The organism is Desulfobulbus sp. (assembly GCF_031547805.1).
In the GTDB taxonomy this organism is placed as follows: Bacteria; Desulfobacterota; Desulfobulbia; order Desulfobulbales; family Desulfobulbaceae; genus Desulfobulbus.
Window position 1 is genome coordinate 1 of sequence record NZ_JAVBRQ010000039.1, and the last position, 26,783, is coordinate 26,783.

General features: G+C 60.6%; 26 protein-coding genes and 1 tRNA gene. 17 read left to right on the plus strand and 10 right to left on the minus strand.

Annotated features, from left to right (window positions below; all coding sequences use genetic code 11):
- Nucleotides 1-135: 135 nt before the first annotated feature.
- Nucleotides 136-1,800, minus strand: coding sequence for a phenylacetic acid degradation protein PaaN (paaN, locus tag RMR13_RS13480; protein WP_310601147.1), 1,665 nt, complete (start codon nucleotides 1,798-1,800; stop codon nucleotides 136-138).
- 243 nt (nucleotides 1,801-2,043) lie between these two features.
- Between paaN and paaG the strand changes: the two genes are divergently transcribed.
- The 12 genes from paaG (at nucleotide 2,044) to RMR13_RS13540 (ending at nucleotide 13,061) form a co-directional block, all read left to right on the plus strand.
- Nucleotides 2,044-2,862 carry a 2-(1,2-epoxy-1,2-dihydrophenyl)acetyl-CoA isomerase PaaG gene (gene paaG, locus RMR13_RS13485; protein ID WP_310601148.1) on the plus strand — a complete coding sequence of 273 codons (819 nt, stop codon included), beginning with the start codon at nucleotides 2,044-2,046 and terminating at the stop codon, nucleotides 2,860-2,862.
- Nucleotides 2,863-2,909: 47 nt separating this feature from the next.
- Nucleotides 2,910-4,451 (plus strand): 3-hydroxyacyl-CoA dehydrogenase PaaH, encoded by a 1,542-nt coding sequence (gene paaH / locus RMR13_RS13490; protein ID WP_409070300.1) that lies wholly within the window; start codon nucleotides 2,910-2,912, stop codon nucleotides 4,449-4,451.
- Complete coding sequence (gene paaI, locus RMR13_RS13495; protein WP_310601150.1) at nucleotides 4,444-4,908, plus strand: hydroxyphenylacetyl-CoA thioesterase PaaI; 465 nt, start codon at nucleotides 4,444-4,446, stop codon at nucleotides 4,906-4,908. Before paaH ends, paaI begins: the two co-directional genes overlap by 8 nt.
- A 48-nt stretch (nucleotides 4,909-4,956) precedes the next feature.
- Entirely contained in the window at nucleotides 4,957-6,279 is a 1,323-nt protein-coding gene (gene paaK, locus RMR13_RS13500; protein ID WP_310601151.1) for a phenylacetate--CoA ligase PaaK, read from the plus strand.
- 15 nt (nucleotides 6,280-6,294) lie between these two features.
- Nucleotides 6,295-6,726, plus strand: coding sequence for an ACT domain-containing protein (locus RMR13_RS13505; RefSeq protein ID WP_310601152.1), 432 nt, complete (start codon nucleotides 6,295-6,297; stop codon nucleotides 6,724-6,726).
- Between the two features lie 240 nt (nucleotides 6,727-6,966).
- Nucleotides 6,967-7,857: a branched-chain amino acid ABC transporter permease gene (locus tag RMR13_RS13510; RefSeq protein ID WP_310601153.1), complete on the plus strand. Its 891-nt coding sequence runs from the start codon at nucleotides 6,967-6,969 to the stop codon at nucleotides 7,855-7,857.
- Entirely contained in the window at nucleotides 7,857-8,939 is a 1,083-nt protein-coding gene (locus RMR13_RS13515) for a branched-chain amino acid ABC transporter permease (RefSeq protein WP_310601154.1), read from the plus strand. The genes RMR13_RS13510 and RMR13_RS13515 overlap by 1 nt, the downstream gene beginning before the upstream one ends.
- Nucleotides 8,936-9,742 carry an ABC transporter ATP-binding protein gene (locus RMR13_RS13520; RefSeq protein ID WP_310601155.1) on the plus strand — a complete coding sequence of 269 codons (807 nt, stop codon included), beginning with the start codon at nucleotides 8,936-8,938 and terminating at the stop codon, nucleotides 9,740-9,742. The genes RMR13_RS13515 and RMR13_RS13520 overlap by 4 nt, the downstream gene beginning before the upstream one ends.
- 39 nt (nucleotides 9,743-9,781) lie before the next feature.
- Entirely contained in the window at nucleotides 9,782-10,507 is a 726-nt protein-coding gene (locus tag RMR13_RS13525) for an ABC transporter ATP-binding protein (protein ID WP_310601156.1), read from the plus strand.
- 51 nt (nucleotides 10,508-10,558) lie between these two features.
- On the plus strand, nucleotides 10,559-11,857 hold the full coding sequence (locus tag RMR13_RS13530) for a phenylacetate--CoA ligase (protein WP_310601157.1): 1,299 nt from the start codon (nucleotides 10,559-10,561) through the stop codon (nucleotides 11,855-11,857).
- A gap of 182 nt (nucleotides 11,858-12,039) precedes the next feature.
- Nucleotides 12,040-12,780 (plus strand): FKBP-type peptidyl-prolyl cis-trans isomerase, encoded by a 741-nt coding sequence (locus RMR13_RS13535; protein ID WP_310601158.1) that lies wholly within the window; start codon nucleotides 12,040-12,042, stop codon nucleotides 12,778-12,780.
- 110 nt (nucleotides 12,781-12,890) lie between these two features.
- Entirely contained in the window at nucleotides 12,891-13,061 is a 171-nt protein-coding gene (locus RMR13_RS13540; protein WP_310601159.1) for a hypothetical protein, read from the plus strand.
- 93 nt (nucleotides 13,062-13,154) lie between these two features.
- Here RMR13_RS13540 and RMR13_RS13545 read toward each other — a convergent pair whose 3' ends face one another.
- The 3 genes from RMR13_RS13545 to RMR13_RS13555 are packed head-to-tail and all read right to left on the minus strand — an operon-like array spanning nucleotide 13,155 to nucleotide 15,639.
- Entirely contained in the window at nucleotides 13,155-13,802 is a 648-nt protein-coding gene (locus RMR13_RS13545) for an ATPase (RefSeq protein ID WP_310601160.1), read from the minus strand.
- A complete protein-coding gene (locus RMR13_RS13550; RefSeq protein ID WP_310601161.1) occupies nucleotides 13,802-14,557 on the minus strand; it encodes a hypothetical protein in 756 nt (251 codons plus the stop codon). Before RMR13_RS13550 ends, RMR13_RS13545 begins: the two co-directional genes overlap by 1 nt.
- Entirely contained in the window at nucleotides 14,557-15,639 is a 1,083-nt protein-coding gene (locus tag RMR13_RS13555; protein WP_310601162.1) for an LptF/LptG family permease, read from the minus strand. The genes RMR13_RS13550 and RMR13_RS13555 overlap by 1 nt, the downstream gene beginning before the upstream one ends.
- A gap of 422 nt (nucleotides 15,640-16,061) precedes the next feature.
- On the opposite strand from RMR13_RS13555, the gene RMR13_RS13560 reads away from it, so the two are divergent.
- The 5 genes from RMR13_RS13560 to RMR13_RS13580 all read left to right on the plus strand — a co-directional run bounded on the left by RMR13_RS13560 (nucleotide 16,062) and on the right by RMR13_RS13580 (nucleotide 21,217).
- Nucleotides 16,062-17,093: a DHH family phosphoesterase gene (locus tag RMR13_RS13560; RefSeq protein ID WP_310601163.1), complete on the plus strand. Its 1,032-nt coding sequence runs from the start codon at nucleotides 16,062-16,064 to the stop codon at nucleotides 17,091-17,093.
- Nucleotides 17,094-17,276: 183 nt separating this feature from the next.
- On the plus strand, nucleotides 17,277-18,530 hold the full coding sequence (locus RMR13_RS13565; RefSeq protein WP_310601164.1) for a sugar phosphate nucleotidyltransferase: 1,254 nt from the start codon (nucleotides 17,277-17,279) through the stop codon (nucleotides 18,528-18,530).
- Nucleotides 18,527-19,795 (plus strand): sugar phosphate nucleotidyltransferase, encoded by a 1,269-nt coding sequence (locus tag RMR13_RS13570; RefSeq protein ID WP_310601165.1) that lies wholly within the window; start codon nucleotides 18,527-18,529, stop codon nucleotides 19,793-19,795. The genes RMR13_RS13565 and RMR13_RS13570 overlap by 4 nt, the downstream gene beginning before the upstream one ends.
- 115 nt (nucleotides 19,796-19,910) lie before the next feature.
- Nucleotides 19,911-19,987: transfer RNA gene (locus RMR13_RS13575), tRNA-Arg, on the plus strand.
- 168 nt (nucleotides 19,988-20,155) lie between these two features.
- The gene (locus tag RMR13_RS13580; protein ID WP_310601166.1) at nucleotides 20,156-21,217 is read left to right on the plus strand and encodes a site-specific integrase; all 1,062 of its coding nucleotides are present in this window, start codon (nucleotides 20,156-20,158) and stop codon (nucleotides 21,215-21,217) included.
- 23 nt (nucleotides 21,218-21,240) lie between these two features.
- On the opposite strand, the gene RMR13_RS13585 is transcribed toward RMR13_RS13580, so the two are convergent.
- From RMR13_RS13585 to RMR13_RS13610, 6 genes are all read right to left on the minus strand, one after another.
- The gene (locus RMR13_RS13585) at nucleotides 21,241-21,513 is read right to left on the minus strand and encodes an HU family DNA-binding protein (RefSeq protein WP_310601167.1); all 273 of its coding nucleotides are present in this window, start codon (nucleotides 21,511-21,513) and stop codon (nucleotides 21,241-21,243) included.
- Nucleotides 21,514-21,609: 96 nt separating this feature from the next.
- Entirely contained in the window at nucleotides 21,610-22,011 is a 402-nt protein-coding gene (locus RMR13_RS13590; protein WP_310601168.1) for a recombinase, read from the minus strand.
- A gap of 20 nt (nucleotides 22,012-22,031) precedes the next feature.
- A complete protein-coding gene (locus RMR13_RS13595) occupies nucleotides 22,032-22,748 on the minus strand; it encodes a hypothetical protein (RefSeq protein WP_310601169.1) in 717 nt (238 codons plus the stop codon).
- Nucleotides 22,748-24,169, minus strand: a complete 1,422-nt coding sequence (locus tag RMR13_RS13600) for an HD domain-containing protein (protein WP_310601170.1) — start codon at nucleotides 24,167-24,169, stop codon at nucleotides 22,748-22,750. Before RMR13_RS13600 ends, RMR13_RS13595 begins: the two co-directional genes overlap by 1 nt.
- Nucleotides 24,169-25,539 carry a TraM recognition domain-containing protein gene (locus RMR13_RS13605; protein WP_310601171.1) on the minus strand — a complete coding sequence of 457 codons (1,371 nt, stop codon included), beginning with the start codon at nucleotides 25,537-25,539 and terminating at the stop codon, nucleotides 24,169-24,171. The genes RMR13_RS13600 and RMR13_RS13605 overlap by 1 nt, the downstream gene beginning before the upstream one ends.
- Nucleotides 25,536-26,276: a hypothetical protein gene (locus RMR13_RS13610; RefSeq protein WP_310601172.1), complete on the minus strand. Its 741-nt coding sequence runs from the start codon at nucleotides 26,274-26,276 to the stop codon at nucleotides 25,536-25,538. Before RMR13_RS13610 ends, RMR13_RS13605 begins: the two co-directional genes overlap by 4 nt.
- Between the last annotated feature and the right edge of the window lie 507 nt (nucleotides 26,277-26,783).

Genomic DNA, 26,783 nt, shown 5'->3' on the forward strand with positions numbered 1-26,783 from the left:
CGGTTCTCTGCGTGTGCGGGGGCGGGGGGCCGTTGATTTTGTCATCGCGCGGGGGGGGGGCCCGGTTGGCCTGCGGGCGCCGCCGGCGGGGGCTGCTTTTATCGTTGGTATCCGGCGAATTTGCCGCTTGTGGCGTTATTCGACGTGGTAACGGCGCTGGACCACGCGGAAGCGGTTGGCGACGAAGGCGGAATCCGAGTAGCTGGCGTTGGCGGCGGGGTTCATGCCAACGCCGTGATAATCGGAAAACGCTGCCGACTGGTTGACGAATACGCCGCCGTCGAGGTTGATCGACAGCGCGACACCTGCGCGCAGCGTGGCGTTGGTCATCGCGTCGATGATTTCCGGCTTGGTCGAATACACGCCGACGGTAAGCGCGCCGTGCTGGCGGACGATGCGCTCGGACAGCATGACCGCGGTGGCGGCATCGGCGACGCGGACGACAAAGGAGATCGGGCCGAAGCGCTCTTCCATATAGCTTTTTTCCGCGCTCGCTTCGCACGTGAGCAGCACCGGGGTACGCACCTCGGCCTTGGGAAAATCGGGGTGGTCGATCTTTTTCGACGCCAGTACCACGCTGCCGTACTCGCCGGCTTCGGCAATGCGGCGCAGCGTGTCGTCGGACTGGATTGCGCCAAGCACGGCAGCGGCGGTGTTGGTGTCGGAAAGGAATTTGTCGATCGCCGCGCCCAGATCGGCGGCCACGTCGTCGAAACTCTTGTGGCCCTGGTCGGTGTCGATGCCGCCGGCCGGCACCAGGATGGCCTGCGTGGTGGTGCACATCTGGCCGGAATACAGGCTGAGCGTGAACGCGAGGTTGCGCAGCATCGCCTTGTAGTTGCCGGTGGACTCGATCACCACGTTGTTCACGCCGGCCAGTTCGGCATAGACCTGAGCCTGCCTGGCATTGTCGATCAGCCACTGGCCGAACACGTTGCCGCCGGTGAAGTCGATGGACTTCACCGCCGGATGGGTGGCGAGCGCCTGGGTGTCGGTGCGCTTTTCCACCACGGCGAGGCTGACCAGGTTGGCGTCCAGCCCCTGCTCGGCCAGTACCTCGCGGGCGATCCTGACCGTGATCGCCGCCGGCAGGATGGCGTTGCCGTGCGGTTTGACGATGACCGGATTGCCGGTGGCGAGTGCGGCGAACAGGCCGGGGTAGGTGTTCCAGGTGGGGAAGGTGCCGCAGCCGACGACGAGCGCGATGCCGCGCCCGACGATTTCGTAGTGCTTGCGCATCTTCAGCGGCGGGTTCTTGCCCTGCGGTTTTTCCCACACGGTTTCGGCGGGTACGCGGCTCATCTCGTCCCAGGCGTAGGCCACCGCTTCCAGCCCGCGATCCTGTGCGTGCGGGCCGCCGGCCTGGAAGGCCATCATCCAGCCCTGGCCGGTGGTCATCATCACCGCATGGGCGATTTCGAAGCTGCGTTTGTTCAGGCGGTCGAGAATTTCCAGGCAGACGCCGACGCGACCGGCGGCGCCGATCTGGCGCCAGCCTTCCATCGCCTGCTGCGCCGCCATCACCAGCGCTTCCGGCTCGCATACGGGGTAGCGCACGTTCAGTTCGATGCCGTAGGGCGAACGCTCCGGCGCGGTCCAGCCGCTCTGCCCGGGTTGGGTAAGCGCGAAATCCTTGCCCAGATGATTTTCGAACGCTTTCTTACCGTCGTCCACGGCGGTTTCGCCGTAGATCCTGGGGCTGGGCATTTCGGGATAGGGCGTCCAGTACCCCCGGCCGCGAATGGCGGCAACGGCGGCGTCGAGCGTGGCTTGATGTTTTTCGTACAGCGGATGCGTCATGGATGTCTCCTCCAATTGGGCAAGCGGGCGAACCCTTTGCCTGATTTGTTTTGCGAGCCGCCCGTGTTGTTTGAATTTGGCGGACGGAAAAAGAACAATGCAAAAAAGGGGCTTGTTTTTTGATTTAAATCAAGATTACTATTGATTGACCGGTCGGTCAAACAGCACTCCAAGCCCTGTTCGTCGACCCGCAAAAGCCCACAGACTGCGCCCGAGCGCGGCAAAACACAAGGAGCGAGACATATGAACGGCGAAGTCGCCAACTTCGGTGAGGCCATCGTTTTGAACGTCGTGGACGGCGTGGCAACGCTGACGCTGAACCGTCCCGACCGACTGAACAGTTTCAACGACGATATGCACCGGGAAATGCGCGCCGCGCTGGCGGCGGTGCAGGCCGGACGCACGGACGGTTCGGTGCGCGTGCTGGTGATTACCGGCGCCGGCCGCGGCTTCTGTGCCGGGCAAGACCTTTCCGACCGCAACGTGGCCGCCGGTGACGAGGCGCCCGATCTGGGCGCTTCGGTGGAAAAGAACTACAAACCGCTGGTGATGACGCTGCGCGCGCTCGACCTGCCGGTGATCGCCGCCGTCAATGGCGTGGCGGCCGGCGCCGGGGCCAACATCGCGCTCGCGTGCGATCTCGTCTTCGCCGCCCGCTCGGCGAGCTTCATCCAGGTCTTTTGCAAGCTCGGCCTGATCCCCGATACCGGCGGCACCTGGATCCTGCCGCGCCTGCTCGGCCCGGCACGGGCGCTGGGCCTGTCGCTGCTCGGTGACAAGCTTTCCGCCGAGCAGGCGGAAAACTGGGGGCTGATCTGGAAGTGCGTCGACGACGACGCGCTGCTGCCCACGGTGCAGCAAATCGCCGCCCAACTCGCCGCCGGCCCCACTTTCGGCTATGCGCAGACGAAAAAAGCGATCTGGGCCAGTTCGACCAACGATTTCGGCACTCAACTCGACCTCGAGCGCGACATCATGCGCGCCTGCGGCCACTCGGCCGACTATCGCGAGGGCGTGGCCGCTTTCATGGAAAAGCGCACCCCACGCTTTATTGGCAAATAAGTAGTAAATAGAGCGGCCAATAAACGGGAGACGAGCAAAAAATGAACATGAACGCATTGAATGCACAAACGAAAATCCTGGTGATCGGTGCCGGTGCGATGGGCGCGGGTATCGCCCAGGTCGCGGCACAGGCGGGGCATCCGGTATATCTGTACGACACACGCACCGACGCCATCGAGCGCGGCATTGCCGGCATCGCCGCCGATCTGGCCCGTGCGGTGGAAAAAGGCAAGCTGGACGACGCCGGACGCCAGACTGTACTCGACCGCCTCCGGCCGCTTACCGATCTGGCCGGCGCAGCCGATGCCGGGCTGGCCATCGAGGCCATCGTCGAAAACATCGACGTCAAGCAAACGCTGTTCAAACAGCTCGAGGCGCTGCTGCCGGCCGATGCAATTCTCGCCAGCAACACGTCGTCACTGTCCATCACCGCGATGGGCGCGGCGCTCGACCGGCCCGAGCGGCTGGCCGGGCTGCATTTCTTCAATCCCGCGCCGCGCATGAAGCTGGTGGAAATCGTCAGCGGCCTGGCGACCTCCGCCGACATTGCCGATACGCTGTACAACACCGCCAAGGCGTGGGGCAAGGTACCCGTACGCGCCCGCTCCACGCCAGGCTTCATCGTCAATCGCGTCGCCCGGCCGTTCTACGGCGAGGCGCTGCGCCTGCTTGGCGAGTGCGCCGCCAGGCCGGCCACGATAGACGCCGCGCTGCGCGACTGTGGCGGTTTTCCGATGGGCCCGTTCGAGTTGATGGACCTGATCGGCCACGACGTCAATTTTGCCGTCACCCGTTCGGTATTCGACGCCACCTTCGGCGACCGCCGCTATACCCCGAGCCTGATCCAGGGCGAGCTGGTCGCCGCCGGCCGGCTCGGGCGCAAGAGCGGGCGCGGCTTCTACGATTACGCCAAAGGCGCGGCAATGCCCGCGCCGCACACCGAGGAGGCGCAGCCGGGCGAAAGCACCGTTACCGTCGTCGGCGATCTTGGCATTGCAGCCCCGCTCATCCAGCGCCTGGAAAGCGCCGGCATCGACGTGCGGCGCACCGCAGGGCGCGGCGTGACGGCGGGCGCGGGGCGCGGCTGGATCGAAATCGGCGAGGCCCGGCTCGCGTTGTCCGACGGACGTGCCGCCTACCGGCGCGCAGCGGAGGATGGCGTTTCCAACCTCGTGCTGTTCGATCTGTGCCTCGATTACGCCACCGCCACACGGCTCGTCCTGGCCCGCGCCGACGATTGCGGGCGCGGCGCGTGGGGGTCGGTCACCGGTACGCTGCAACGGGCCGGCATGGCCGTGAGCCGCATCGACGACGTAGCCGGCATGGCGGTGCTGCGCACCGTGGCGATGCTCGCCAACGAAGGGGCCGACGCGGTACTGGCGGGTATCGCCACAGCGGCGGACGTCGATACCGCGATGCACTTCGGCACGAACTATCCGAAAGGGCCGCTGGCCTGGGCGGACGAACTTGGCATCGGCTTCGTCGCCACCGTGCTGGCGAATCTACGCGTGCATTACGGCGAGGAGCGTTACCGCATTTCGCCCCTGATCCAGAGAAAAAGTCTTGTCGGAGGAGCTTTTCATGAGTGAGGCGCAATACCGGGATGTGACCTGCGGTCTCGATCCGCAAACGCTGGCCGAGCGGGTACGCGACGGCATGTTCGAGCGCGACCGGGCCGCGCGCAGCCTGGAGATGAGTTTCGTTTCCGTCGGCCCGGGACGCTCGGCGATGAGCATGCGGATACGTGACGACATGCTCAACGGCTTCAACATCTGCCACGGCGGTTTCATCACCACACTGGCCGATACCGCCTTCGCCTACGCATGCAACAGCGGCAACGAGCAGACCGTGGCTTCCGGCGTCGCCGTCGATTTCATGGCGCCGGGACGCCCGGGCGACGTGCTGACCGCCTCCGCCACGGAGGTATTCGCCGCCGGACGCACCGGCGTGTACGACATCACGGTGACCAACCAGAAAGGCGAATTGATCGCGGTAATGCGCGGGAAATCCTACCGGCTCAAGGGACGGCCGGTGGTCGAGTTATAGACGCGGCGCCCACGCGCCCATCCAAAGAGAAAAAAACGAGGAGACAACATGCCCTTGAACACCTACGCTCCGGCCAAGCTGGAGCCGATCGAGAAGGCGAGCATCGACGAACTGCGCGCGCTGCAACTCGAACGCATGAAGTGGAGCGTGCGCCACGCTTACGACAACGTTCCGCACTACCGCAAGAAGTTCGACGAAAAGGGCGTGCATCCGAACGACCTGAAAACGCTCGCCGATCTGGCGAAGTTCCCCTTCACCAGCAAGTACGATCTGCGCGACAACTATCCTTTCGGCATGTTCGCGGTGCCGATGGACAAGATCGCCCGCATCCATGCCTCGTCCGGCACGACCGGCAAGCCGACGGTGGTCGGCTACACGATAAAGGACATCGACACCTGGGCCACCGCGGTGGCGCGCTCGATCCGCGCCGGCGGCGCCCGGCCGGGCGACATGGTGCACGTGTCCTACGGCTACGGCCTGTTCACCGGCGGCCTCGGCGCCCATTACGGCATCGAGGCCCTGGGCGCCACGGTCATCCCGGTGTCGGGCGGCAACTCCCGGCGGCAGGTCACCATCATGCGCGACTTCGGCTCCACCGTGCTCCTGTCCACCCCGTCCTACGCCCTCAACCTGGCCGACGCCATGGCCGATGCCGGCGTTACTTCCGGGGACCTCAAGCTGCGGGTCGGCATCCACGGCGCCGAACCCTGGAGCGAGAACATGCGTGAGGAGGTGGAGCGCAAGCTGGGCATCAGGGCGGTGGACATCTACGGCCTGTCCGAGATCATCGGCCCCGGCGTGGCCATGGAGTGCATCCATTCCGAGCACGGCATGCACATCCTGGAAGACAACTTCCTGCCGGAGATCGTCGATCCGGAAACCCTGGAACCCCTGCCCTACGGCGAGGTCGGCGAGTTGGTCTTCACCACCCTGACCAAGGAGGCCTTCCCGCTGATCCGCTACCGGACCAAGGACATCTCCCGGCTGTTCCTCGAACCCTGCGCCTGCGGCCGCAGCCTGATCCGGATGGACAAGGTCACGGGCCGGACCGACGACATGCTGATCATCCGCGGGGTGAACGTGTTCCCGTCCCAGGTCGAGCATGTGCTGATGGGCATCGACGGGGTCGAGCCCCATTACCAACTCGAGGTCACCCGCGACGGCAACCTCGACGTGATGTCGGTGCTGGTCGAGGTGAGCGAGAACATCTTTTCCGACGAGATCAAGGTGCTGGAAAAGCTGACCAGGAAAATCCAGGTCGAAATCAAGGACATGCTCGGAGTCACCTGCAAGGTGAAACTGGTGGAGCCGCGCTCCATCCAGCGCTCCGAAGGCAAGGCCCAGCGGGTCACCGACCGTCGCAAACTCTAACCACAGGAGGATCGTATGCGTGTTGAGCAGATCGCGGTTTTTCTCGAGAACAAATCGGGCCGCCTGGCTGAGATTACCCGTATCCTGGCGGAAAACGAGATCAACATCCGGGCGCTGTCCGTGGCCGACACCGCCGATTTCGGCATTTTGCGCCTGATTGTCGACAAGGTGGACCTGGCCAAGGAAAGCTTGCGCGCCGGCGGCTTCACCGTCGGCAAGACCAACGTGGTGGCGGTCGAGGTGCCGGACCGGTCGGGCGGCCTGGCCAGCGTGCTCAAGGTGGTCAACGAGGCCGGCCTCAACGTCGAGTACATGTACGCCTTTGTCAACAAGAGCGGCGCCGACGCGGTGCTGATCTTCCGCTTCGACGAAATGGACCAGGCCATCTCGGTCTTGCAGGCGAACGGTTTCGTCCTCCTAAGCGGGGAGCAGATCTGCTCCCTGTAAGCGGGCGGCGTTTTGCCGTGGCCGGCCGGGCGGATCGGCCGATGGGCTAGGGGCGGGGAAGACGACGGGCAGCCGCATCCCGGCGCATCGGCCGTCGCTGCCCGAACGCCCCGGTGGCAGGCCGATTTCTTTGCCATGAGACCGGCCGGGGAGAGCCGGTTCGCCTTTTCACCGTGGCAAGTAAGATTGATGCCGGCGGACCTCGATCGGGGCCCGCCGGCCTTTTAATTCGCATTCCGCATGAGTCTTGATCTTTTTTTCCAATACCTCTTTGCCGGCCTCACTTACGGCGCGATCTACGCCATCGTCGCCATCGGCTTCAACATCATCTACAACACCACGGGCATCATCAACTTTGCCCAGGGCGAGTTCGTGATGCTGGGCGGAATGATCGCCATTTCCCTGATGGAATTCATGCCGCTGGGCTATGCTATCGCGGCGGCGGTGCTGATCACCATGGGCATCGGCGCGGTGATCGAGATCCTGTTCATCCGTTGGCTGGAAAGCCCCTCGGTGCTGCGGATGATCATCATCACCATCGGCATCTCCATCCTTCTGCGAGAATCGGCCCTGCACATCTGGGGCGAATCGATCCGCAGCCTGCCCTATTTTTACGGCAACGAAATCACCACCTTCAACCTGGGCAGCGTGCACATCTCGCCGCAGGTGGTGTGGGTGATCGCCGCCTGCGCGGTGATGATGGCCGGCCTGAGCCTGTTCTTCAAATCGACGCCTATCGGCCGGGAGATGCGGGCCTGCGCGGCCAACCGCACCGCGGCCCTGCTCTGCGGCATCAACACCCGCAACATGGTGACCCTGTCGTTCATGCTCAGCGCCGGCATCGGCGCCCTGGCCGGCTGCGTGATGTCGCCCATCACCTATACCCAGTACGATTCCGGCGCCTCGCTGGCGATCAAGGGCTTCACCGTCGCCATCCTGGGCGGCCTGGGCAATTCCCTGGCCGCGGTGGCGGCCGGCGTCCTGCTGGGGATTATCGAGGCCTTCTCGGTGACGGTGGTGCCGCTCGCCTTCCAGGACGCCATCGCCATCGCCATCCTGCTGCTGATCCTCTTTGTCAAGCCGCACGGGATCTTCGGCTCAAGCGAGGCGGCCCGCCTGAAGGATTTCTGATGCGCATCCGGAAGAATCTCTCCCTGGCGGGCCTTTGCCTCGCGACCGTGGGCCTGCACCTGCTCACCGTGGCCACCGGGACCCAGTTCTACCTGACCCAGCTCACCATGGCCGCCTACTACGGCCTGGTGGTGATTGGGCTCGGGGTGCTCATGGGCTATGCCGGCCAGATTTCCATCGGCCATGCCGGCTTTTTCGCCATCGGCGGCTACCTGGCCGCGGCCCTGACCACCCGCAATCTGCTGCCGTTCCAAGACGCGCCCCCGGTGCGGATTCTCGACAGTCTCGGGCTGCTGGCCAGCGGCCAGGACATCTACGGCGAGGCCCTGCTGACGGTGACGCCCTGGGCGGCCTGCGGGTTGGCGGTGGCCGCTGCGGCCCTGGTGGCCCTGATCATCGGGGTGCCGGTGCTCAAGCTCAAGGGCCACTATCTGGCCATGGCTACCCTGGGCTTCGGCACCATCGTCTACCGGCTGCTGCTGGCCTCGCCCTATTTCGGCGAAGCGGACGGCATCGCCGAGGTGCCCGCCTTTGTCCTCCTGCCCGATCTGGCCGGCTTCGGCCCGGTGGTGGTGGGCGGCGGCGCCGATCATCGGGTGCTTAATTTCTACGTGGCCTGGGGCACCCTCATCCTGGGGATGGCCCTGTTGCTCAACCTGATCGGCTCGCGGGTCGGCCGGGCCCTGCGCTCGCTGCACAGCTCCGAAGAGGCGGCCGAGGCCTCGGGCATCGCCACCGCCGGCTGCAAGCTTCAGGTTTTTGTCTTGAGCGCGGTTTACGCTGCCGTGGCCGGGGTGCTGCTCACCCATTTCAACGGCGGCATCGGCCCGAGCGAGGCCTCGGTGATGAAATCAGTGCGCTATGTGGCCCTGGTCGCGGTCGGCGGCATGACCAATCTCTGGGGCACCCTGATCATGGGGGTAGGGCTGACCTTCCTTTCTCTGCGCGGTGTGTTCGGCGCCCATGACGATATGGTCTTCGGGCTGATCCTGATTGCGGTCATGCTGTTCGCCCCGCAGGGCATCCTGAGCCTGCGGCTGAAGGAACTGACCCGTCGGCTGGTTCCGGGAGGGCGGGCATGAGCGGCGGCAACGGACGGTCCGCGAACGGCGGCAGCGAACCCTTGCTGGCCCTGCGCGGCGTGCACAAGCGGTTCGGTGGCCTGCATGCGGTCAACGACATCGACTTTGCGGTGGCTCCGGGCAGCATCAAGGCGGTGATCGGACCCAACGGCGCCGGCAAGACCACCTTGTTCAACCTGATCGCCGGCAACCTGCCGGTATCCGCCGGCACCATCACCTTCCGGGGCCAGGAGATTCAGGGGAAGAAAACGCATCAGATCGCCCGGCTGGGCATGGCGCGCACCTTCCAGAACATCAAGCTGTTCCACGGCATGACCGCCCTGGAATGTGTCATGGTCGGCCGGCACGTGCAAAGCCGTAGCGGCTTTTTCGCAGGCCTGTTTAACCTGCCCCAGAGCTGGCGGGAGGAGCGGGCCATCCGGGCGCGGGCCATGGAGTTGCTCGATTTCCTCCAGATCGCCGACCTGGCTGAGGTTGAGGCCACCAGCCTCGCATTCGGCCAGCAGCGGGCGGTGGAAATGGCCCGGGCTCTGGCCGCCGAACCGAAGCTGCTTCTGCTGGACGAGCCGGCGGCCGGGCTGAATATTTACGAGACCGCCGAGGTGGCCCGGCTGATCGCCACCATCCGGGACATGGGCATCACCGTGCTGTTGGTCGAGCACGACATGTCGCTGGTGATGGACATTTCCGATGAGATCGTGGTCTTGAGTTTCGGCGCCAAGCTGGCCGAGGATACCCCGGCCAAGATCCAGCAGAACGCCGAGGTCATCAAAATCTACCTGGGAGAGGACGATGCGGACTGACAACCGGTGCCTTCCCCCCTGTTTCCCACGGTGGGTGCCATGCTGAAGATTCGCAATCTCGACGCCGGCTACGGCAAGCTCCGGGTGCTGAAGAACATCTCGCTCCATGTCAAGCCGGGAGAGATTGTGGCCATGATCGGCGCCAACGGGGCCGGCAAGACCACCTTGCTGCACACCATTGTCGGGTTGATCCGGCCGATGCGCGGCGAGGTGAGGTTTCTCGGCCAGGCCACCGGCAGCACGGCCGTGGAGCGGATCGTGGCCTCGGGTTGCGCGCTGGTGCCGGAGGGCCGCCAGGTCTTTGCCCCGATGTCGGTGGAGGAAAACCTGCTGTTGGGCGGCTTCATCCTGCAAAAGGAGCAGGGTCGGGCCGAGGTGCTCAAGGAACTGGAACGCCAGTACGAGCTGTTTCCCATCCTGCGCGAGCGGCGGCAACAGCTGGCCGGGACACTGTCCGGAGGCGAGCAGCAGATGCTGGCCATGGGCCGGGCCCTGATGTCGCGGCCGAAACTGGTGATGATGGACGAGCCCTCCACCGGGCTGGCACCGCTCATCGTCCGCGACATCTTCGAGATCATCTGCCGGCTGCGCGCCCAGGGCAACACCGTGCTGCTGATCGAGCAGAACGCCAAGGCAGCCCTGGGAATCGCCGACCGCGGCTATGTGCTTGAAGTGGGCAAGGTCATCCTCCAGGGGCCTGCCGCCGACCTGCTGGCCAACGCCGATGTGCAGCGGGCCTACCTGGGGCGGGAAAAAATAGCGTAATTGCAGGGTGCCGCCATCCTGTCAGACGAACCGAGGATAAAACACAGACCAATGTATTGGGAACCGGAACGAGAATGCATGGCCAGGGAGGATCTGGAGCAGCTCCAACTGGAGCGGCTGCAGTCCACGCTGTATCGGGTGGGAACCCATGTTCCCTTCTACAAGAAGAAATTCGATCAGCTCAAGTTCAACTACGACGACATCCGGTCCCTGGACGATCTCCGGCGACTGCCGTTCACCGAAAAGCAGGACCTGCGCGACAACTATCCCTACGGCCTGTTCGCCGTGCCCCTGCGCGACATAGTCCGGGTGCATTCGTCTTCCGGCACCTCGGGCCAGGCCACGGTGGTCGGCTACACCCGCAACGACATCAAGACCTGGTCGAACCTGGTGGCCCGGGTGATCACCGCCGCCGGCGTCACCAAGAACGACGTCATCCAGATCGCCTTCGGCTACGGCCTGTTCACCGGCGGTTTCGGCCTCCACTACGGCGCCGAGCTGATCGGGACCTCGGTCATCCCCATTTCAGCTGGCAACACCAAGCGCCAGATCCAGATCATGCAGGATTTCAAGACCACCGCCCTGGTCTGTACGCCTTCCTATTCCCTGATCCTGGCCGACACCATGATGGAGATGGGGATCAACCCCAACGGCCTGTCCCTGCGTTTCGGCCTGTTCGGCGGCGAACCCTGGTCCGAGGCCATGCGCCAGGAAATCCACCAGAAGCTGGGCATCCTCGCCACCGACAACTACGGCCTGTCCGAGGTCATGGGGCCCGGCGTTTCCGGTGAGTGCCAGCACTGCAACGGCCTGCACATCAACGAGGACCATTTTCTGCTCGAGGTGCTCGATCCCGTGACCCTGGAGCCGGTGCCCGAGGGCGAAATCGGCGAGCTGGTGATCACCACCCTGACCAAGGAAGCCTTTCCCATCGTCCGTTACCGGACCAGGGACCTGACCCGGTTCATTCCCGAGCCCTGCCCGTGCGGCCGCACCATGAAACGGATGCAGCGGGTGATGGGCCGATCCGACGACATGCTGATCATCAAGGGCGTCAACGTGTTCCCCGTCCAGATCGAGAAGGTGCTGTTCGAGGTCGAGGGCACCGAGCCGCATTACCAGATCGTGGTCGAGCGGGAGAACCATGCCGACAAGATCACGGTGCTGGTGGAAGTGATGGAATCCATCTTTTTCGACCAGATGAAGAAGCAGCGGGAAGTGGTCGAGCGGATCAAGAGCCGGCTGGCCTCGGAAGTCGGGGTCGGGGTCGAGGTGAAGCTGGTCGAGGAGAAGACCCTGGAGCGGTCCGAAGGCAAGGCCAAGCGGGTCATCGATAAAAGAAAATTGTAGAAAATCCGCTGAATCACAAAAAAAAGTGGACACCGGCTTGAAAAGAATGATTAGCTTCAACCGCATGCGCAACAGGGCGTCCGCCGCAACGTCGCCGCCCCATCCTGGTGCTCCTAGCCGGTCAAACCCACCCTGCCGACTGTGAATACCGTTAGCCCTCAATCATTGAAAAGGAGATTAGTATGAAATGGTGTGTGTCCGGGCTGCTGGCCCTGCTGCTCATGGTGCGGCCGGCCTTTGCCGCCGATCAGGCTCAACCCGCCGAGTTGAAGACCGATGAGCAGAAATTGAGTTATGCCATGGGGTTGGATCTTGGCGAATACTTCAAGGGCCTGGAGGAAAAATTCGATCTGGGCGTGTTGCAGCAAGGGATCAATGACGGTTACAACGGCAATAAGCCGCTGCTGACCCCCGAGGCCGCGGCCGCCATTCAGCAGGAATTCGCCAAGCGGCAGCAGGATAAGCAGGTTCAGAAGACCGTGGCCATGGTCCAGAAGAACCGCAAGGCCGCCGAGGAGTTCCTCAAGGCTAACAAAACCAAGGAAGGCGTGGTCGAAACCAAGTCGGGCCTGCAGTACAAGATCCTCAAGAAAGGCGAGGGCGCCAAGCCGACCCCTGCCGATACCGTCAAGGTCCACTACAAGGGCACCCTGCTGGATGGCAAGGAATTCGACAGCTCCTACAAACGCAACGAGCCGGCCGTCTTCCAGGTCAACCAGGTCATCGCCGGCTGGCAGGAAGCGCTGCCGCTGCTGAACACCGGCACCACCGCCGAATTGTACATCCCGCCGGATCTCGCCTATGGCGATCGTGGCGCCCCTCCGGTCATCGAGCCCGGCTCCATGCTGGTGTTCCAGGTCGAGTTGCTGGACGTGCAGCCGGCGGCCAAGGAAAAAGAGAAGGAAAAGGGTAAAAAGGAATAATTGCCTTTGCAGTTGCGGCGGTCGGTCATACATTGTGGGTGTGACAAAGGGGTGACCGACCGGGAACCGAACGATCCGAATCCTTGGCCAATGGTGACAGGAGACGAACCATGGGAAAAGACAAGAAAAAGGACAAGTGCTGCGAGGGATACAAGAAGAAAGGCAAGCGATGTTCCGATTGTCCGCTGAAAGACAAGGATAAGGAAAAGAAGAAGAAAGACAAGAAAGACAAGGACAAGAAGAAAAAAAAGAAGGATAAGAAGAAAAAGAAAGAGAAGTAGAAGCCGTTGGCTTTGTCTTTTTTCGATCGATCAAGGAAAGCCGGGTGTCGCCATGCGATGCCCGGCTTTGCTGTTTTCGGGGGATGCGCGTGGCTATTCCTGGTCCAGGGTCGCCAGCAAGCCCTCCAGCAAGACGAAGCGGCCCAGGGGATGGACGCGGCAGGGAAAGCTGGCGACAAACAGCGGATTGGCGCAGAGGCCGCCGGAAAGAAACAGCTCGTCCGGCTCGTGGGCGAAGCGGTGGGCATTGAGGGCGATGCCGCGCACGAACCGGGCCACCGCCTCGGCCTCTTCGATGCCGGAGACCACGGCATCGAAGATGTGGCTCATGCCGAGCACGCCGCAGGTGACGGAAAAACCGGTTGCCGGGGCGGGGATGGTGGCGTAGTCGAGCTGGTAGTAGGTGGAGAGCAGCTCGATGGTGAACCCCATGGAGGCGCCGCATTCGGCGTTCCAGCCCATGTCGGTTACGCGGCCGTTCTCGATGCGGACGAACTTGATGTCGCGGCTGCCGCAGTCGAGGAGGACGAAATGCGGCCGGTCGACCAGGCGGAGGCCGCCCCTGGCCAGGGCGGTCAGCTCGTTGATGCTGCGCAGGCTCCTGCGGGCGGCGTTGTGGCCGGTGGCCAGGTCGGCCCGGAAGGAACGGTCCAGGTCGCGGGTGGCGACAATGCGCGGGCTGCTGTCGCTGCGCGTATCCAGGATTTTGCAGTAGGTGGTGCCGAAATCCGCCAGGAGCATCAGGCCTCGCCTCGCTGGTCGGTCCGGATGCCGGAGAGTTCGAGGAAGGCCTCGATCTTGGCGCGGGTGGAACTGCCGGCGGTGACGTCGCAATCCACGGCAATGGCGCGGGGGTGCTTGGCCGCCAGATGCTTGGCCAGGACCGATTTGGCGCAGAAGGACTGCGAGAAGAAAACAGTGGGGATGGCGGGGTCGAAATGCCGCTCCAGCTCGAGGTCGGCGGGGGTTTTGTTTTCCATGCACCTCGTCCAGCCGAAGACATGGGTGGTGTCGGGAAAGGGGGTCAGCAGGGAAAAATCCCTGGGCGGCACCCCCCAAAAGCCGCAGGTGGGGCGGCAGGAGGCCATGGGCGGGTAGGGCACGGCCGATTGCACCCCTTTGGTGATGCGGAGAAATTTTTCCATCAGCGGCAACTTGCCGGTGCACAGCGGATGGCCGAAGGCGCGGGTGTCCTGGTTGCGGGTGCGGATGACCGGCACCGGCAGCATGTCGGCAATCACTTCGGCCACGTGGAGCGCGCAGTCGCACTTGCCCGGTCCGACGTCGATGTAGACCTCATCCAGCCGCAGATGGAGGCAGTTGAGCACCACGGTACGGAGGATGGCGCAGTAGGCGCGGGGGATGCGGGATGCCGTCTGGTCGATGGGCGCCCGCACCTGCAGCTCGTCGAGATCGACAATCGCGTCGCCCGCGCGGTTGATGGACTCGATCACCGCCAGGGGCGGCACGCCGACAATGCCGATCCGTCGGGGCATCAAGTATCCTCGCGCATCAGGAGATACAGTCCCAGGCCGCTGACCAGCAGATGCACCGAGACCGCCGCCAACAAGGGCGGGAGATAGCTGGCCTTGGCCAGGGATTGGAGGGTGGTGTACAGGCCCCAGCAGACAAAGGCCATGCCGCAGCTCACCGGGATGGCCAACGAGAGGTCCCGGCCCCATTTGCGGTAGACCAGCAGCAGCAAGGGCAACCCGAGCAGCAGCAGGGGCAGGCCGAGGAAGGTGTAGGAAATCCGGCCGTAGAATTCGGCCCAGGCCTTGCTGCGGGCCTCGTCGGAGCGGCTGTGCTTGGTTTCCCGGTACAGTTCGGTGAGCGAGAGTTCCATGGAGCGATAGGGCGGGACGAAAAACGCATCGGGCTGTTCGGGGAATGCGAAACGCTGTTCCGGGAAGACTTCGGTGGCGAATCGCTCGTTGCCGCTGGCCTTTTGGGCCTGGCCGTCATACAGTGTCCACATACCCTGGTTCCAGACGGCTTTGTCGGCGGTGATCAGGGTTTGGGCCTGGTAGGCCGAATTCCAGGTGGTGTACGAGAAATTCGCGAACACGTTCTTTTGGGGGTCGGGCCGGGCAAAGGAGTAAAAGCCGTCCTGCCCGCGATAGTAATAGCGGCCGTTGCGGTAGATGCCCGAGAAGGTCCTGCCCTTGACTTCGCGGTTCCAGATGGAGTTGGTGGTGCTGACCGTGGTGGGCAGAACCATTTGCGCCATGGCCAGGAACAGGACGATGCAGGCCAGGGCGGCGGCAATGATCGGACGGACGATTTTTCGTAGCGGGATGCCGCAGGCCTTCAGCGCGATCAGTTCGTTGCTGTGGTTGAGCATGCCGAGGGTGACGACCCCGGCCAGTAGGATGCAGACCGGACTCATCATGTCGACGATGAAGGGGATGTTGAGCAGAAAGAACTTGGCGATCAGGGCGAAGGATTTGCCTTTTTCGACGAAATCGTCGATTTTTTCAAAGAAATCGATCAGCAGATAGATGCTGATGAAGCTGGCCAGAATCAGGGCGAGGTTGCGGAAGAAATGGGCCAGGATGTAGCGGTGGAGCAGGATCATGCAACGGTCGTCGGTGGAGGATCGTCAAGGGCGCCCGGAAAACGGACCGGCGCCGCCCCCGGAAACCGGGTGCGCACGGGCCGGCGCTGCCAGCTCTGTAGTACCCTCTCGTCCCGTTTCCGTCAAGGGATACGCGGAACGGCGCCAGCCGGCGGTCCGCTTCGCCTTCCGGAAAGACGGCGCTTGCACTTCTCGGTGTCACTGTGTAAGTTGCGAACTTCGTATTTTTCGCTTTTTTGTTCGCTGAGACAAGATACGTTGCAGCAGTTTGTACCCGATGCCCTCATTCCCCATGTCGGGCCGCGCCACGACGCACCCGTGCCGCAGGGGCGGGCGTCGGCCGGGGTGCCGCTTTCGCCGAATTAAAGCCTGTGCGCGGTGTTCGCTTCGAGACGGCAAAGTTTACTTATTGATCCTTGTCTATGCAGAAACGACTCGAAAAAATTGCGGACAACAATATAACCAGAAGCGCCAGCAAGAACTCGGCCATCGCCCGGCTTAACGGACTCTGGGCTCTTTTTGAACGCAACGACACGGTGTTGATCATCATCAACGCCGATCCCGACGCCATCGCCTCGGCCATGGCGCTCAAACGGCTGCTCAGCTATCGGGTGCAAGGCGTCACTATCGGTTACCCCAACGAAATCAGGCGGTTGAACAACCTGACCATGGTGGAGCGGCTGAAAATCCCCATCGAACGACTCCATACCCTGTCGACCAAGGACTACAGCAAGAAGATCCTGCTCGATTCCCAGCCCAACCATTTGGCCTGTTTCGAAAAAATGACCTTCAACGCGGTGATCGACCATCATCCGGTCACCACCGGCTGGGACGCGGCCTTCATCGATATCCGCCCGGAATACGGCGCCGTTTCCTCGATGATGGTGGAATATCTCCGCGCCGCCGGGATCAAACCCTCGGTTTCCCTGGCCACGGCCCTGTTCTACGGCATCAAGGTCGATACCCAAAATTTTCAGAAGCAGAACATGCAGGTGGCCGACGGCATCTGTTTCCGCTATCTGTTCAACATCGCCAACCTCAACCTGGTGCGCAAGTTCGAGTTGACCGAACTGCGCCGCTCCGAACTCCGCTATTTCCGTACCGCCCTCAACGAGGTCAAGGCGAGCAACCACCGGGCCTACGTCCACCTGGGCAAGGTCGGCACCCCCGACATCCTGGTGATCATCGCCGATTTCTTCAACCGGGTCGAAGGGTTCGACTGGGTGATCGTCTCCGGGATCCACGGCGAGAAGCTGGTGGTGATATTCCGCTGCGACGGCTACCGGAAAAACGCCGGCAAGCTGGCCAAGGCCACCTTCGGCCGATTTGGCCCCGCGGGCGGCCATCGCGAGGCGGCCCGGGCCGAATCGCCCCTCAAGAACCTGCCGCTGCGCGAGAACCAGGAGTTCACCACCAAGACCCTGATCCGCCTGGTCACCCTGCACGTCAAGTAAATCTCCCCGCGCCATCCTCCGGCCGCCGCCCGACAGCCCCTTTTCCGGGACCACGCGAGATATTGCTTGCACCTTGTCCGGAGTTGGGCATATTATGCGAAACAGTTCAGTTTTTTGCTGGGCGCTGGCGGGTAGGACCGTATCGCCGCACAACGTGCGCCTTTCTCCTTTGGACGGTGTTCTATGCAAAGACCTTCGACCTTGGCGATGATCTTGGCAGGCGGACGTGTCGACGAACTGGGAGTGTTGACACACTATCGACCGAAATCCGCCATTCCTTTCGGCGGGTTTGCCCGAGTCATCGATTTCCCCCTCTCCAATCTGCTCCATTCCGGCATCGAACGGATCGCCATCCTCAGCCAGTACCGCTCCTATTCCCTGATCAATCACATCGGCACCGGGGCGGCCTGGGACATGATCGGCCGGAACCGCGGCATCTCCATCCTGCCGCCGTTCAAGGATTACGACAATCCCCACTGGTACCGGGGATCGGCCGACGCGGTCTATCAGAATCTCGACTACATCAATTACTACGGGCCGTCGGTGATTCTCATCCTGTCGGGCGATCATGTCTATCAGATGGATTATCGCCGGATGATCCGCTATCACTACGAGCACGACGCCGACCTGACCGCGGCCTTCATCAAGGTGGAGCCCGAGGCGGCCTCGCGGTTTGGCGTGGCGGAAATCGCCGACGACTTCGAACACGGCGGCCGGATGCTCTCCTACGAGGAAAAACCGGCCCAACCCAAGGGCCGCTGGGCCTCGCTCACGGTTTTCTGCTTCCGGCCCGAGGTGTTGTTCGAGGTGCTGAAAAAGAACCAGCACGATGCCTCCTACGAATTCGGCCGCGACATCATTCCCTTGATGATGCGCGAAAAATACAATGTACATGGGTACAAGTTCCGGGGATACTGGGGCTACACCCGCACCATCGACGAATACTGGCAGACCTCGATGGATCTTTTGGGGCCGAATCCCAAGATCGACCTCGAGGCGTGGGGGATTCGCACCAACCTGGCGCACCGCAGTATCGCCGACCGGCAGCCGGTAAAGATCGGCCCGAACGGCAGCCTGGACAACTCCATGGCCTACAACGGCTGCATCGTCGAGGGCTCGGTGCGCAATTCCATCCTGTTTCCGGGCGTGCGGGTCATGCCTGGGGCGGAGATCAACGATTCCATCCTGTTCTTCGACAACACCGTCCAGGAAGGAGTGCGGCTCAACCGGGTGGTCAGCGACGTCAACACGGTCTTTGGCCGCAACGTCCGAGTGGGCGCGCCGGTGTGCGAGAAGCCGAGCAGGGTGAGCGTGATCGGGTGGAACAACACGGTGCCGGAGGGCCTGCACATCGGCTGCGGATGCCGGGTGGCGCCCCGGATCGCACCGGAAAAATGGCCAAAGACCAAGCTGGAAGACGGGGAGGAACTGCAATGAGAGAAAGCGGCGATGCCTTGGTGCTTCTGCTGGCTGGCGGCATTGGCAGCCGGTTGAATCTTTTGGTCGGGCACCGGGCCAAACCGGCGGTGCCGTTTGGCGGGATTTATCGGATCATCGATTTCAGCCTGTCCAACGTCATGAATTCCGGCCTGACCCGGGTGGGCGTGCTGACGCAGTACAAGCCGCTTTCCCTGATGGCCCACATCGGCGACGGCGCGGCTTGGGATTTCACCGGCCGGACCCGTGGCATCAAGATCCTGCCGCCCCGGACCGGCGAAAAGGATTCCGACTGGTACAAGGGCACGGCGGATGCCATCCGCCAGAATATCGATTTCATCCTGGCCAATCCCAGCGAGCAGGTGGTGGTGCTTTCCGGCGACCATATCTACCGGATGGACTTCGCCGCCATGCTTTCCTACCACCAGTATAAGAAGGCGGATATCACCATCGGCATGATGGTGGTGCCCAAGAGCGAGATCCACCAGTTCGGCGCCGGCATCATCGACAACGAGAACCGGATTATCGGTTGGGAAGAAAAACCCAAGGTGCCGAAGACCAATCTCGCCTCCATGGGTATCTACATCTTCGACACCAAGTACCTGCTGCGCACCCTGGCGCAAAACCGCACCGAGGTGGATTTCGGCATGCACATCATCCCGCGGGCCATCAACGAGGACCGGGTATATGCCTACCCCTTCTACGGGTACTGGCGGGACGTGGGCACCATCCAGTCCTATTGGGAAACCAATATGGACATCATCCGCGAGAATTCCGGCATCGAGCCGGAGGAATGGGAGATCCGGCCCAATCCCGAATGTACCAGCCGCTCCATCGACCGGCCGCCGGTCAGGTTCCAGAGCGGCTGCAAGGTGGCCTCGTCATTGATTGCCTCGGGATGCGTGATCGAAGGCACCGTGATCAATTCGGTGCTGTCACCCGGCGTGAGGGTGCGGAAAGGAGCGGTGGTGTCCAACGCGGTGGTCTTTTCCGACAGCGAGATCGAGGAGAACGCGGTGGTGGACCTGGCGATTCTCGATAAACGGGTGCGGGTCGGCGCCGGGGCGGTGGTCGGCCATGGCGAAAACATGACCCTGGCCAACAAGGAATATCCCAAGCATCTTTACACCGGCATCTCCCTGGTGGGGCAAGAGGCGATAATTCCCGCCGGCGCGAAAATCGGCCGCAACTGCATTGTCCGCTTCGGCTACGACGGCGCCGCCTTCGATGGCGGCAATGTGCTGCCCGACGGCCAGTCGGCCTGATTGAGCCGGGAGGAATTGCTTGCGCGGCCGCGGCGGAACGGGTATTTTCTCCGGCCGAGGATGGGCTCGGCCGCATCGATCGCCGCCTCCCTCCTTCCTTCACACATCTTGCAAAGCTCCAGTAGCTCAGGTGGATAGAGCACAGGATTCCTAATCCTGGTGCCGCAGGTTCGAATCCTGCCTGGAGCACCATAAAAATCAAGGGGTTAACCGGTATATTCAACTGGTTACCCCTTTTGTTTTTGCGATTTGTTCCATTTGCGGTTGATTTTTTCTGCTTTCTTTTTGTTTTAATTGCGATAACAATGGAACAAAAAGTGGAACAAAAAAATCGGCCAGATCAGGCTGGGAGGTATGAATATGGCCCGAATTCAGACCCGCAAAGGCAAAAAGCGAACCACCTATACAGCGACGGTTCGTGTTAAAGGGTATCCTCCCTTGGCAAGGACGTTCGACACGAAAGGGGAGGCAAAAAGCTGGGCAACCGAAATTGAAAAAGAAATGCGCATGGGGCGGTATCAAGATATCCGACCCATCGAAAAAATAACATTTGTTGAAGCCCTTAACAGATATCTTGAGCAAATTTCGGTAACGAAACGACCCAATTCTGAAAACCGGGACAGGCAGTCTTCAAAAATAATCGTGGATTATTTTGGTCCCGAGATCTCCTTGGTCGAAATTAGTCCTCAAAAGGTTGCTGCATACCGTGATTACCGGATGAAAAAGGTTGCAGCGTCGACGATTCAAAAAGAATTCGCTTTGATTTCCCACCTCTTCAATGTCGCTCGTCGTGAGTGGGGTTTCCCTGTTGATAATCCAATTCCTCACATCACGAGGCCAAAGATCCGGAATAATCGGACTCGGTTTCTTACCAAGGAGGAGGCGCAACGATTGTTGGATGCGGCGAAGACGAGCAAAAATCCAAAGTTGTATCCTTATCTCCTTGTCATGATGCATACCGGGATGCGGCCAAGCGAAGCTGCTGGCATGAAATGGGGCGATATTGATCTGGAAAATCGACTCGTCAAACTTCAGGTTACAAAAACCGATATGCGATATGTTCCCCTCACAGAAGTGACTGAAAACATCCTGCGTTCCATTCGGCCGGTTGATGCGACTAACGGAATGCACGTTTTCCTGCCACCGAATAGTGGAGAATCCAAACAACTCGTGGATGTCCCTTGCCTTCATTTCAAGAGATCATTCATGACTGCAAGAATGAAGGCCGGCCTTGAAGATCTCCATCTTCACGACCTTCGCCACACTGCAGCCAGTCACCTCCTTATGGCAGGCGTTGATCTCCGGACACTAGCCGAAATACTGGGCCATAAAACCCTGCAAATGGTTCACCGTTACACGCATTTACTTAATGACCACAAGCTGAAGGCTGTTGATCGGATTAACTCGTTAGGGCTCGAATGAACTGATCTTGAAGCGGTTGCGAGTTATTTGACAGTCTCTGTCAACTTGCTCCCCGCCTTGAACTTCACTACCTTCTTGGCGGGGATGGTGATCGTTTCTCCCGATTGCGGATTTCGTCCTTCACGGGCGGCTCGGTCAGCAGTGGAGAAGGTGCCAAATCCGGCCAGAGTAACCTTGTCGCCGGTCTTCATCGCCTCTGCGATGGCTGAAAAGACGCTGTTCACCACCTGCTCAGCGGCTGATTTATTCAAGGCGCTTTCTTTAGCAACCTTATCGATCAACTCGGTTTTGTTCATGATTGCTCCATGTAGGGGGGGACCTGAAAAACCGTTTCATGCCTTGCGAGATAGCAGACCTTGCCCACCAAGGCAAGGTGCAATTGCCTTGGTGGGTCATGCATCGGTCGAAACCGCACCCTCTGCGTCACGCGGAGCCTCTTCGTTCTTCTCCTGGGCTTTGAGCAATTCCAGATAGTCTTTGATTTCATTGGGGGCATAGTAGCGGAAATTGACCTTCCGGCTGAGTCGTGCGGTGAAATCAGAAAAGGCCATCACAATCTCTTGTCCCTCCTTCATTAAGGCAACCCCTTCTTCATAGGTGATGCCGCCCATCTCACCCAGCCGGCCCTTGAAATTGGCATAGGCCATGTCAAATTGCCGCAGGATGCTGAACATGGTGGAGCCTATCGGCGAGTTGACCCGCATGACCCGGGAACCTTTTTCCTTCACCAGATTGATTTTCCTCTCCTCAATCTCCTGCCAAGAGGGACGTTGTTTTTTTTCTTCGCGTTCCATGGTTGAACCTCCGTTGCCGGTTAGGCAGAAATACGTTGTATGTTGCGCTTGATCCGGTGGCGATGCCAGCAGTCAAGCAGGTAGACAGATCCGTAAGGAAACACCGCCGCTAGCACCATGAGCAGGCTGCTCTTGGTGGCCAGCGGCACCAGATGCGGCTTGATGGCAAAGAAGCCGTGGTAAATGTCATGGGCTTTTACCCCGAACTGGCTGGCCAACCGGCCGATGTTCTCCGGGGTGCTCAAACGGAAGAGCACCAGATAGATGACATAGACCAGAAAGGCCTTGAGCAGCAGGGAAAGTGCCCGACCGGAGAGCAGGGAATTGACCGCCTTGCGGGTGATGTTGCCGACAAAGTAGCGGCTGATGTAGCTGCACATCAGCGTGTTGATGATCAGGGGCAGATAGGGGATGCAGCCGAACAGCAGATGGCTGAACCAGTCGAGTTGGAGCAAGACAAAAGGAAAGAGATAGAAGTGGAACACCGGAAAGAGCAGCACCAGAGCGACGCCTTCGTTGAAGCCGCTCTTCAAACCGATCTTGAAAAAATCGATGGTCCGCTCCAGGGTGAGGAACTCGGCCGGAATGTTCTGGCCCTTGCTCTCGATCACATAGAACTGCTGGATCTCGGAGATGGCACTGAGCAGGTTGACCGGCTTGTAGACCCGGCCGCTATCGGTGGTGATTATCTGGGCATTGGTATCATTTGCCCCTTTGGCTTCCCGTTCTTTGGCCATCAGCTCACCTGGTCACTGCCGGTATAGGGACTAACACTGAGGATGTCGCGGAGTAGATCCGGCTTGGCCCGTTCCATCTCGGCGATGGAACCAAAGGCTTCGGCATGGAAGGGGGTATAGTATCCCCGCATCTCCTTGCAGAGCTTCCAGGTCACCAGGAAGTAGCCGCCGAAATAGCTGGCCTTGATCAAATGGCTGGCAATCACCTCATGCTCTTTACGAAGATGCTGAACAACACTGAACAGCACCTGGCGCATGCTGGGATCATCCTGGGCCATGGTGGCGATCTCCATACAGCCGTATTCTTGAGCCTGCTTGCGGGCCACCTCTTCCAGAACCTTGACTTGGAAATAGACCAGGCCATCGGCCATGGAGAAGGCCAGAAAGCGGCGACCCTCAACCCGGTTGATGTAGGGCTTGAGCATGGCCAGGTAGCCTGCGGCATCGAACCAACTGGAGATGTCCATCCGCTGGGGCGGTGCGATCTCTTCCCGGCTTGGCGAAGGATTGATGGTTTCCCCGTATATGTCCGCCTGCACCCGTTGCATGGCTTCCCGGGATGACGGTTGTGGTGGCTTTTCTGGCGCTGCCTCTTCGTGCGACTCCTTGATTTCCTCGGCTGCCTCCACGCCCACCCAACGCTCAAGCTCCTGCTGCCGAGCCTGTTGATCGGCTTTTTTGAGGGTCTTTCCCAGCAGACCCTCGGGCATCTTGTGGTGCATCTTAATGGCCCGGAGGATGTCCTCCTTGCGGGAGAGTTCCTTGAACCCGGGGATGCCAGAGATGATGGCGCCGGCGGCCAGGGGATGTTCGCCCAGGGCATAGAGCGAACCCCGCGCTGATTTGAGTTTACCCAGGTCATGGGCAAGAGCCGCCACCATGGTATCCGGGATCACATGCCAGGCCTGATGGTCGGAGAGCAGTTTGACCACCTGTTGGGCCACGTTGAGGCTATGATCAAGCAGGGTGGTCTTGGCCAGAATACGGTAGGTGTTCTGCTCCCAGGCGGCTTCCACATCGCCCTGGACATCGACCACCGAAGGGCACTGCCCTTCACGGTCGAGCAGGCGAAGAATCTCCAAACAGACAGCCCGTTGCCCGGGTGCCTGGTTGAAAAAAGACCAGGTCCGCAACTGGCTGGCAAAGGAGCGGGCGCGTGGATGCACCAGCTCAAACTTCTCGATGCCCTCGGCAATCACCTGCTCGTTCCTCCAGAGATGAGCCAGCTCCGAGATATGCTTCACCCCTTCTATCCGGGTGGATAACTTGGGCCGCACCCACCGCTGTGAGAGCGCGCTCAGTGTCATCTGCTCCAGGAACGAGGAGGCATCCTGCTCCTCACTCCGCAGCACCAGGATGCCGGCAAGGCTCACCAACACCAGAGCCACCCCCAGGATGATCGTCGGCCAGGTGCCCAGCATCAGCCGATCTTGGTTTGTGTTTTGATGATCGTCTCTCCGGCCAGATCCGGAAAGACCACCTTGAGCCGGCCCTCCTCGACCGTGGCGGTCACCCCCTTGTAGGTGCCGGAGTAGGTGATGAGAAAGAGTTCGCGGGGTTTCATCTTGAGGATCTCGCTCGGCTTGATCCGCACCTCCTCGGTCTCGCGGATGGCCACGTTGCCGCCCAGGGAGATGATGGGAGAAAACCGTTTCTCTTCCCCCAAGTGCTCGGAGACGTGATTGGCGGTGCTGGGATCCGGCACCCGCATGAACAGCTTGGTGTTGCAGTTGTCGAGGATGGTGTTTGCCCGATCCTCGCCCACCTCGGCATACAACTGACTGATCGATTGGCAGTAGCCATGGATGAACACCCCAGCCCCGCCGGCTTTGGCAAAGAGGTCTTCGATGCCCTGATAGAGGACCGACTGGGCCTCGTCGATATGAAGCACCAGCGACGGGGTTACATTTCTCCCTGAGGAATAGACTCTCCCGACAAAGGCCTGAATCATGGAGATGATCACCTTGCCGGCGGTATAGGCGGCCCGCTTGGTCAACAGTGAGCCCAATTGCACCACCAGAATGATACCCTTGCCTTCTTCCAGCCGTTGGATGAAGCGGTTTTCATCAGCCTTACCGATGATCTTGCCGACATTGCCCGAGGTCAGCTCGGTGAGCGCCACCCGCAACGAACTGGCCACCTTGGAGTAGTAGTCCGCCGGCGTAGACAAAATTTTCTGGATATCCAGGGAGAGCTGCTTGGCCTCCGGGCTGTCGATGTAGTCGATCTTCTCCTTGAGCTGCTCCAGATCCTGATGGCTGATGTGGTTCTTGATGTCGTTGAGGTTGAACGAGGGCTTTGTTCCGGCCTGCTCAGCCAGCATGATCAGAGCCTGGACCACCACCAGGCTGACCTCGTAGGCCACCCCGAAGAAATAGGGTTCACGGCCGATGGCCACCCCGGCGGTAATATGGGCCACCAGTTCTTCGGGCATGTAGTAAGAGGACAGTGGATCAAGGATGGCACTGTACTGGGGGAAGATCGGGGTGATCAGCATCAGGTCGTCGAGCCGGTCGGTCTCGTGGGCCAGTTGGGTAATTTTGGAGAACAAATCGATATCTCCCTTGGGATCGATGGCAACCACCGAATACCCCTTGCAGATATCCTGCTCGATGATGTGCTCCATGATCCGGGTCTTACCAACCCGGGTGGTGCCAAAACACCAGAAATGGCCCTTGCGATGGCTGTCAGGAATGCCCAGGTTCATGACCGTCTGGGGATGATCAAGATGCACGCCTTGTCCAATATGGGTCCAGGGGATTTTTGGTTCCGTCGATTCTGGTGACTTCATGGTAGTGCCTTGACGATCCGGACCTCGATCCGTTCCTGGAGTTCCCGATCCACGGCGACGATCACCTCGCGCGGCAACCTTCTTGTGGTCAGGACAATGCTCTTGTGACCGACGTAGCGTGTCAGACAGCGGAAGTGAAACCGATGAGCCGCATCACCCAGATGATGGCGAAGCAGATTCTCGGTCAGAGTCTTCGAGACTCGGTCAAGGACGACTTTGGTGCGAGGGGTGCCGTTCACCAGCACCGGATCAACCCGACGCAGATGAAAGGCTCGGAGTTGGCCAGGCTGCAACCGGCCGGCATGTCGTTCATGCAGGCCGATCCGGTTGAATGGACAAACAGCAATAATCGGTTCGTCGGGGATGCTCTCGATTTCAACCAGGATATCGTCGCCGGCACTGTTACGGACGACCTCGCCCCAGAGCAGGCGCCGCTCAAACCCTTTGAGCAGGCGGACCTGCTTAATGACTGCGGCCGTGGCCAGATGGTTTTCCAGAATGGTCTTGAATTGATTGCGGGAGAAGACGGCAGGAAGATCGAGAATGTGTTGAACAGGAAGCCCGTTCCTTTTGCCGTAGGCAACAACCTCCAGGCGCATTCCTTTTCGAAGAAAAACCATGACCTCCTGTCGGTACCACTGGGAAAGCTGGCGAGCAAAGGCAGATTCAATTTCCTGGATGACTTCGGTGGTGGAAAGGGCGTACCGGCTGGCTAAAGATAGAATGATGGACTGCATGGATGATCATCTCCCTGGTGAGAATAGAAAAGGCGACCGTTCGAATCGGTCTCTCTTCTTTTTTCAGGGGTGATGACATCGCACCTGCAGCGTGACATGGTTTTGGGGAGAGTTGAGAAGGAAAACAGGGGGCATTTCAAGGCAAAGCTGAAACAATATTTACCTGGAAGCGAAAGGTGTCGATACGTTCAACCCATTGTATTTGATGCAAACCTGACGGTTGGTCACCGCTGGAAAAGTCTACATCTGTAATGGGCTTCATTTTTTACAACAATGCGTTCTGGTAAGAGATAATCGGTGGTTTTGAATGACGCGGCTTTACTTGGAATCTTTGGAAGAGTGGGTCTTCGAAGCTGTTTGCCTTTTAGTGCTTATCTATAAATAGCCATGATTTTGTTCAAGACAATCATAGCGGCCGCCAAGGTGTTGAGTGCAATGTACGAGAGGTCCGTCTTCTCGTATCGTGGTATCAATTTGCGAAATCGATTGAACCATGAATGCGCCAAC

Bases quoted from the DNA above. Each gene is read 5' to 3' on its own strand.
- RMR13_RS13590 (WP_310601168.1), bottom strand. From the start codon at position 22,011: ATGGAACGCGAAGAAAAAAAACAACGTCCCTCTTGGCAGGAGATTGAG.
- RMR13_RS13535 (WP_310601158.1), top strand. From the start codon at position 12,040: ATGAAATGGTGTGTGTCCGGGCTGCTGGCCCTGCTGCTCATGGTGCGG.
- RMR13_RS13550 (WP_310601161.1), bottom strand. From the start codon at position 14,557: ATGCCCCGACGGATCGGCATTGTCGGCGTGCCGCCCCTGGCGGTGATC.
- RMR13_RS13570 (WP_310601165.1), top strand. From the start codon at position 18,527: ATGAGAGAAAGCGGCGATGCCTTGGTGCTTCTGCTGGCTGGCGGCATT.
- RMR13_RS13525 (WP_310601156.1), top strand. From the start codon at position 9,782: ATGCTGAAGATTCGCAATCTCGACGCCGGCTACGGCAAGCTCCGGGTG.
- paaK (WP_310601151.1), top strand. From the start codon at position 4,957: ATGCCCTTGAACACCTACGCTCCGGCCAAGCTGGAGCCGATCGAGAAG.
- RMR13_RS13555 (WP_310601162.1), bottom strand. From the start codon at position 15,639: ATGATCCTGCTCCACCGCTACATCCTGGCCCATTTCTTCCGCAACCTC.
- RMR13_RS13600 (WP_310601170.1), bottom strand. From the start codon at position 24,169: ATGCTGGGCACCTGGCCGACGATCATCCTGGGGGTGGCTCTGGTGTTG.
- RMR13_RS13505 (WP_310601152.1), top strand. From the start codon at position 6,295: ATGCGTGTTGAGCAGATCGCGGTTTTTCTCGAGAACAAATCGGGCCGC.
- RMR13_RS13580 (WP_310601166.1), top strand. From the start codon at position 20,156: ATGGCCCGAATTCAGACCCGCAAAGGCAAAAAGCGAACCACCTATACA.
- paaG (WP_310601148.1), top strand. From the start codon at position 2,044: ATGAACGGCGAAGTCGCCAACTTCGGTGAGGCCATCGTTTTGAACGTC.
- paaI (WP_310601150.1), top strand. From the start codon at position 4,444: ATGAGTGAGGCGCAATACCGGGATGTGACCTGCGGTCTCGATCCGCAA.
- RMR13_RS13610 (WP_310601172.1), bottom strand. From the start codon at position 26,276: ATGCAGTCCATCATTCTATCTTTAGCCAGCCGGTACGCCCTTTCCACC.
- RMR13_RS13560 (WP_310601163.1), top strand. From the start codon at position 16,062: ATGCAGAAACGACTCGAAAAAATTGCGGACAACAATATAACCAGAAGC.
- RMR13_RS13545 (WP_310601160.1), bottom strand. From the start codon at position 13,802: ATGCTCCTGGCGGATTTCGGCACCACCTACTGCAAAATCCTGGATACG.
- RMR13_RS13510 (WP_310601153.1), top strand. From the start codon at position 6,967: ATGAGTCTTGATCTTTTTTTCCAATACCTCTTTGCCGGCCTCACTTAC.
- RMR13_RS13515 (WP_310601154.1), top strand. From the start codon at position 7,857: ATGCGCATCCGGAAGAATCTCTCCCTGGCGGGCCTTTGCCTCGCGACC.
- RMR13_RS13595 (WP_310601169.1), bottom strand. From the start codon at position 22,748: ATGGCCAAAGAACGGGAAGCCAAAGGGGCAAATGATACCAATGCCCAG.
- RMR13_RS13520 (WP_310601155.1), top strand. From the start codon at position 8,936: ATGAGCGGCGGCAACGGACGGTCCGCGAACGGCGGCAGCGAACCCTTG.
- RMR13_RS13565 (WP_310601164.1), top strand. From the start codon at position 17,277: ATGCAAAGACCTTCGACCTTGGCGATGATCTTGGCAGGCGGACGTGTC.
- paaH (WP_409070300.1), top strand. From the start codon at position 2,910: ATGAACGCATTGAATGCACAAACGAAAATCCTGGTGATCGGTGCCGGT.
- RMR13_RS13605 (WP_310601171.1), bottom strand. From the start codon at position 25,539: ATGAAGTCACCAGAATCGACGGAACCAAAAATCCCCTGGACCCATATT.
- paaN (WP_310601147.1), bottom strand. From the start codon at position 1,800: ATGACGCATCCGCTGTACGAAAAACATCAAGCCACGCTCGACGCCGCC.
- RMR13_RS13530 (WP_310601157.1), top strand. From the start codon at position 10,559: ATGTATTGGGAACCGGAACGAGAATGCATGGCCAGGGAGGATCTGGAG.
- RMR13_RS13585 (WP_310601167.1), bottom strand. From the start codon at position 21,513: ATGAACAAAACCGAGTTGATCGATAAGGTTGCTAAAGAAAGCGCCTTG.
- RMR13_RS13540 (WP_310601159.1), top strand. From the start codon at position 12,891: ATGGGAAAAGACAAGAAAAAGGACAAGTGCTGCGAGGGATACAAGAAG.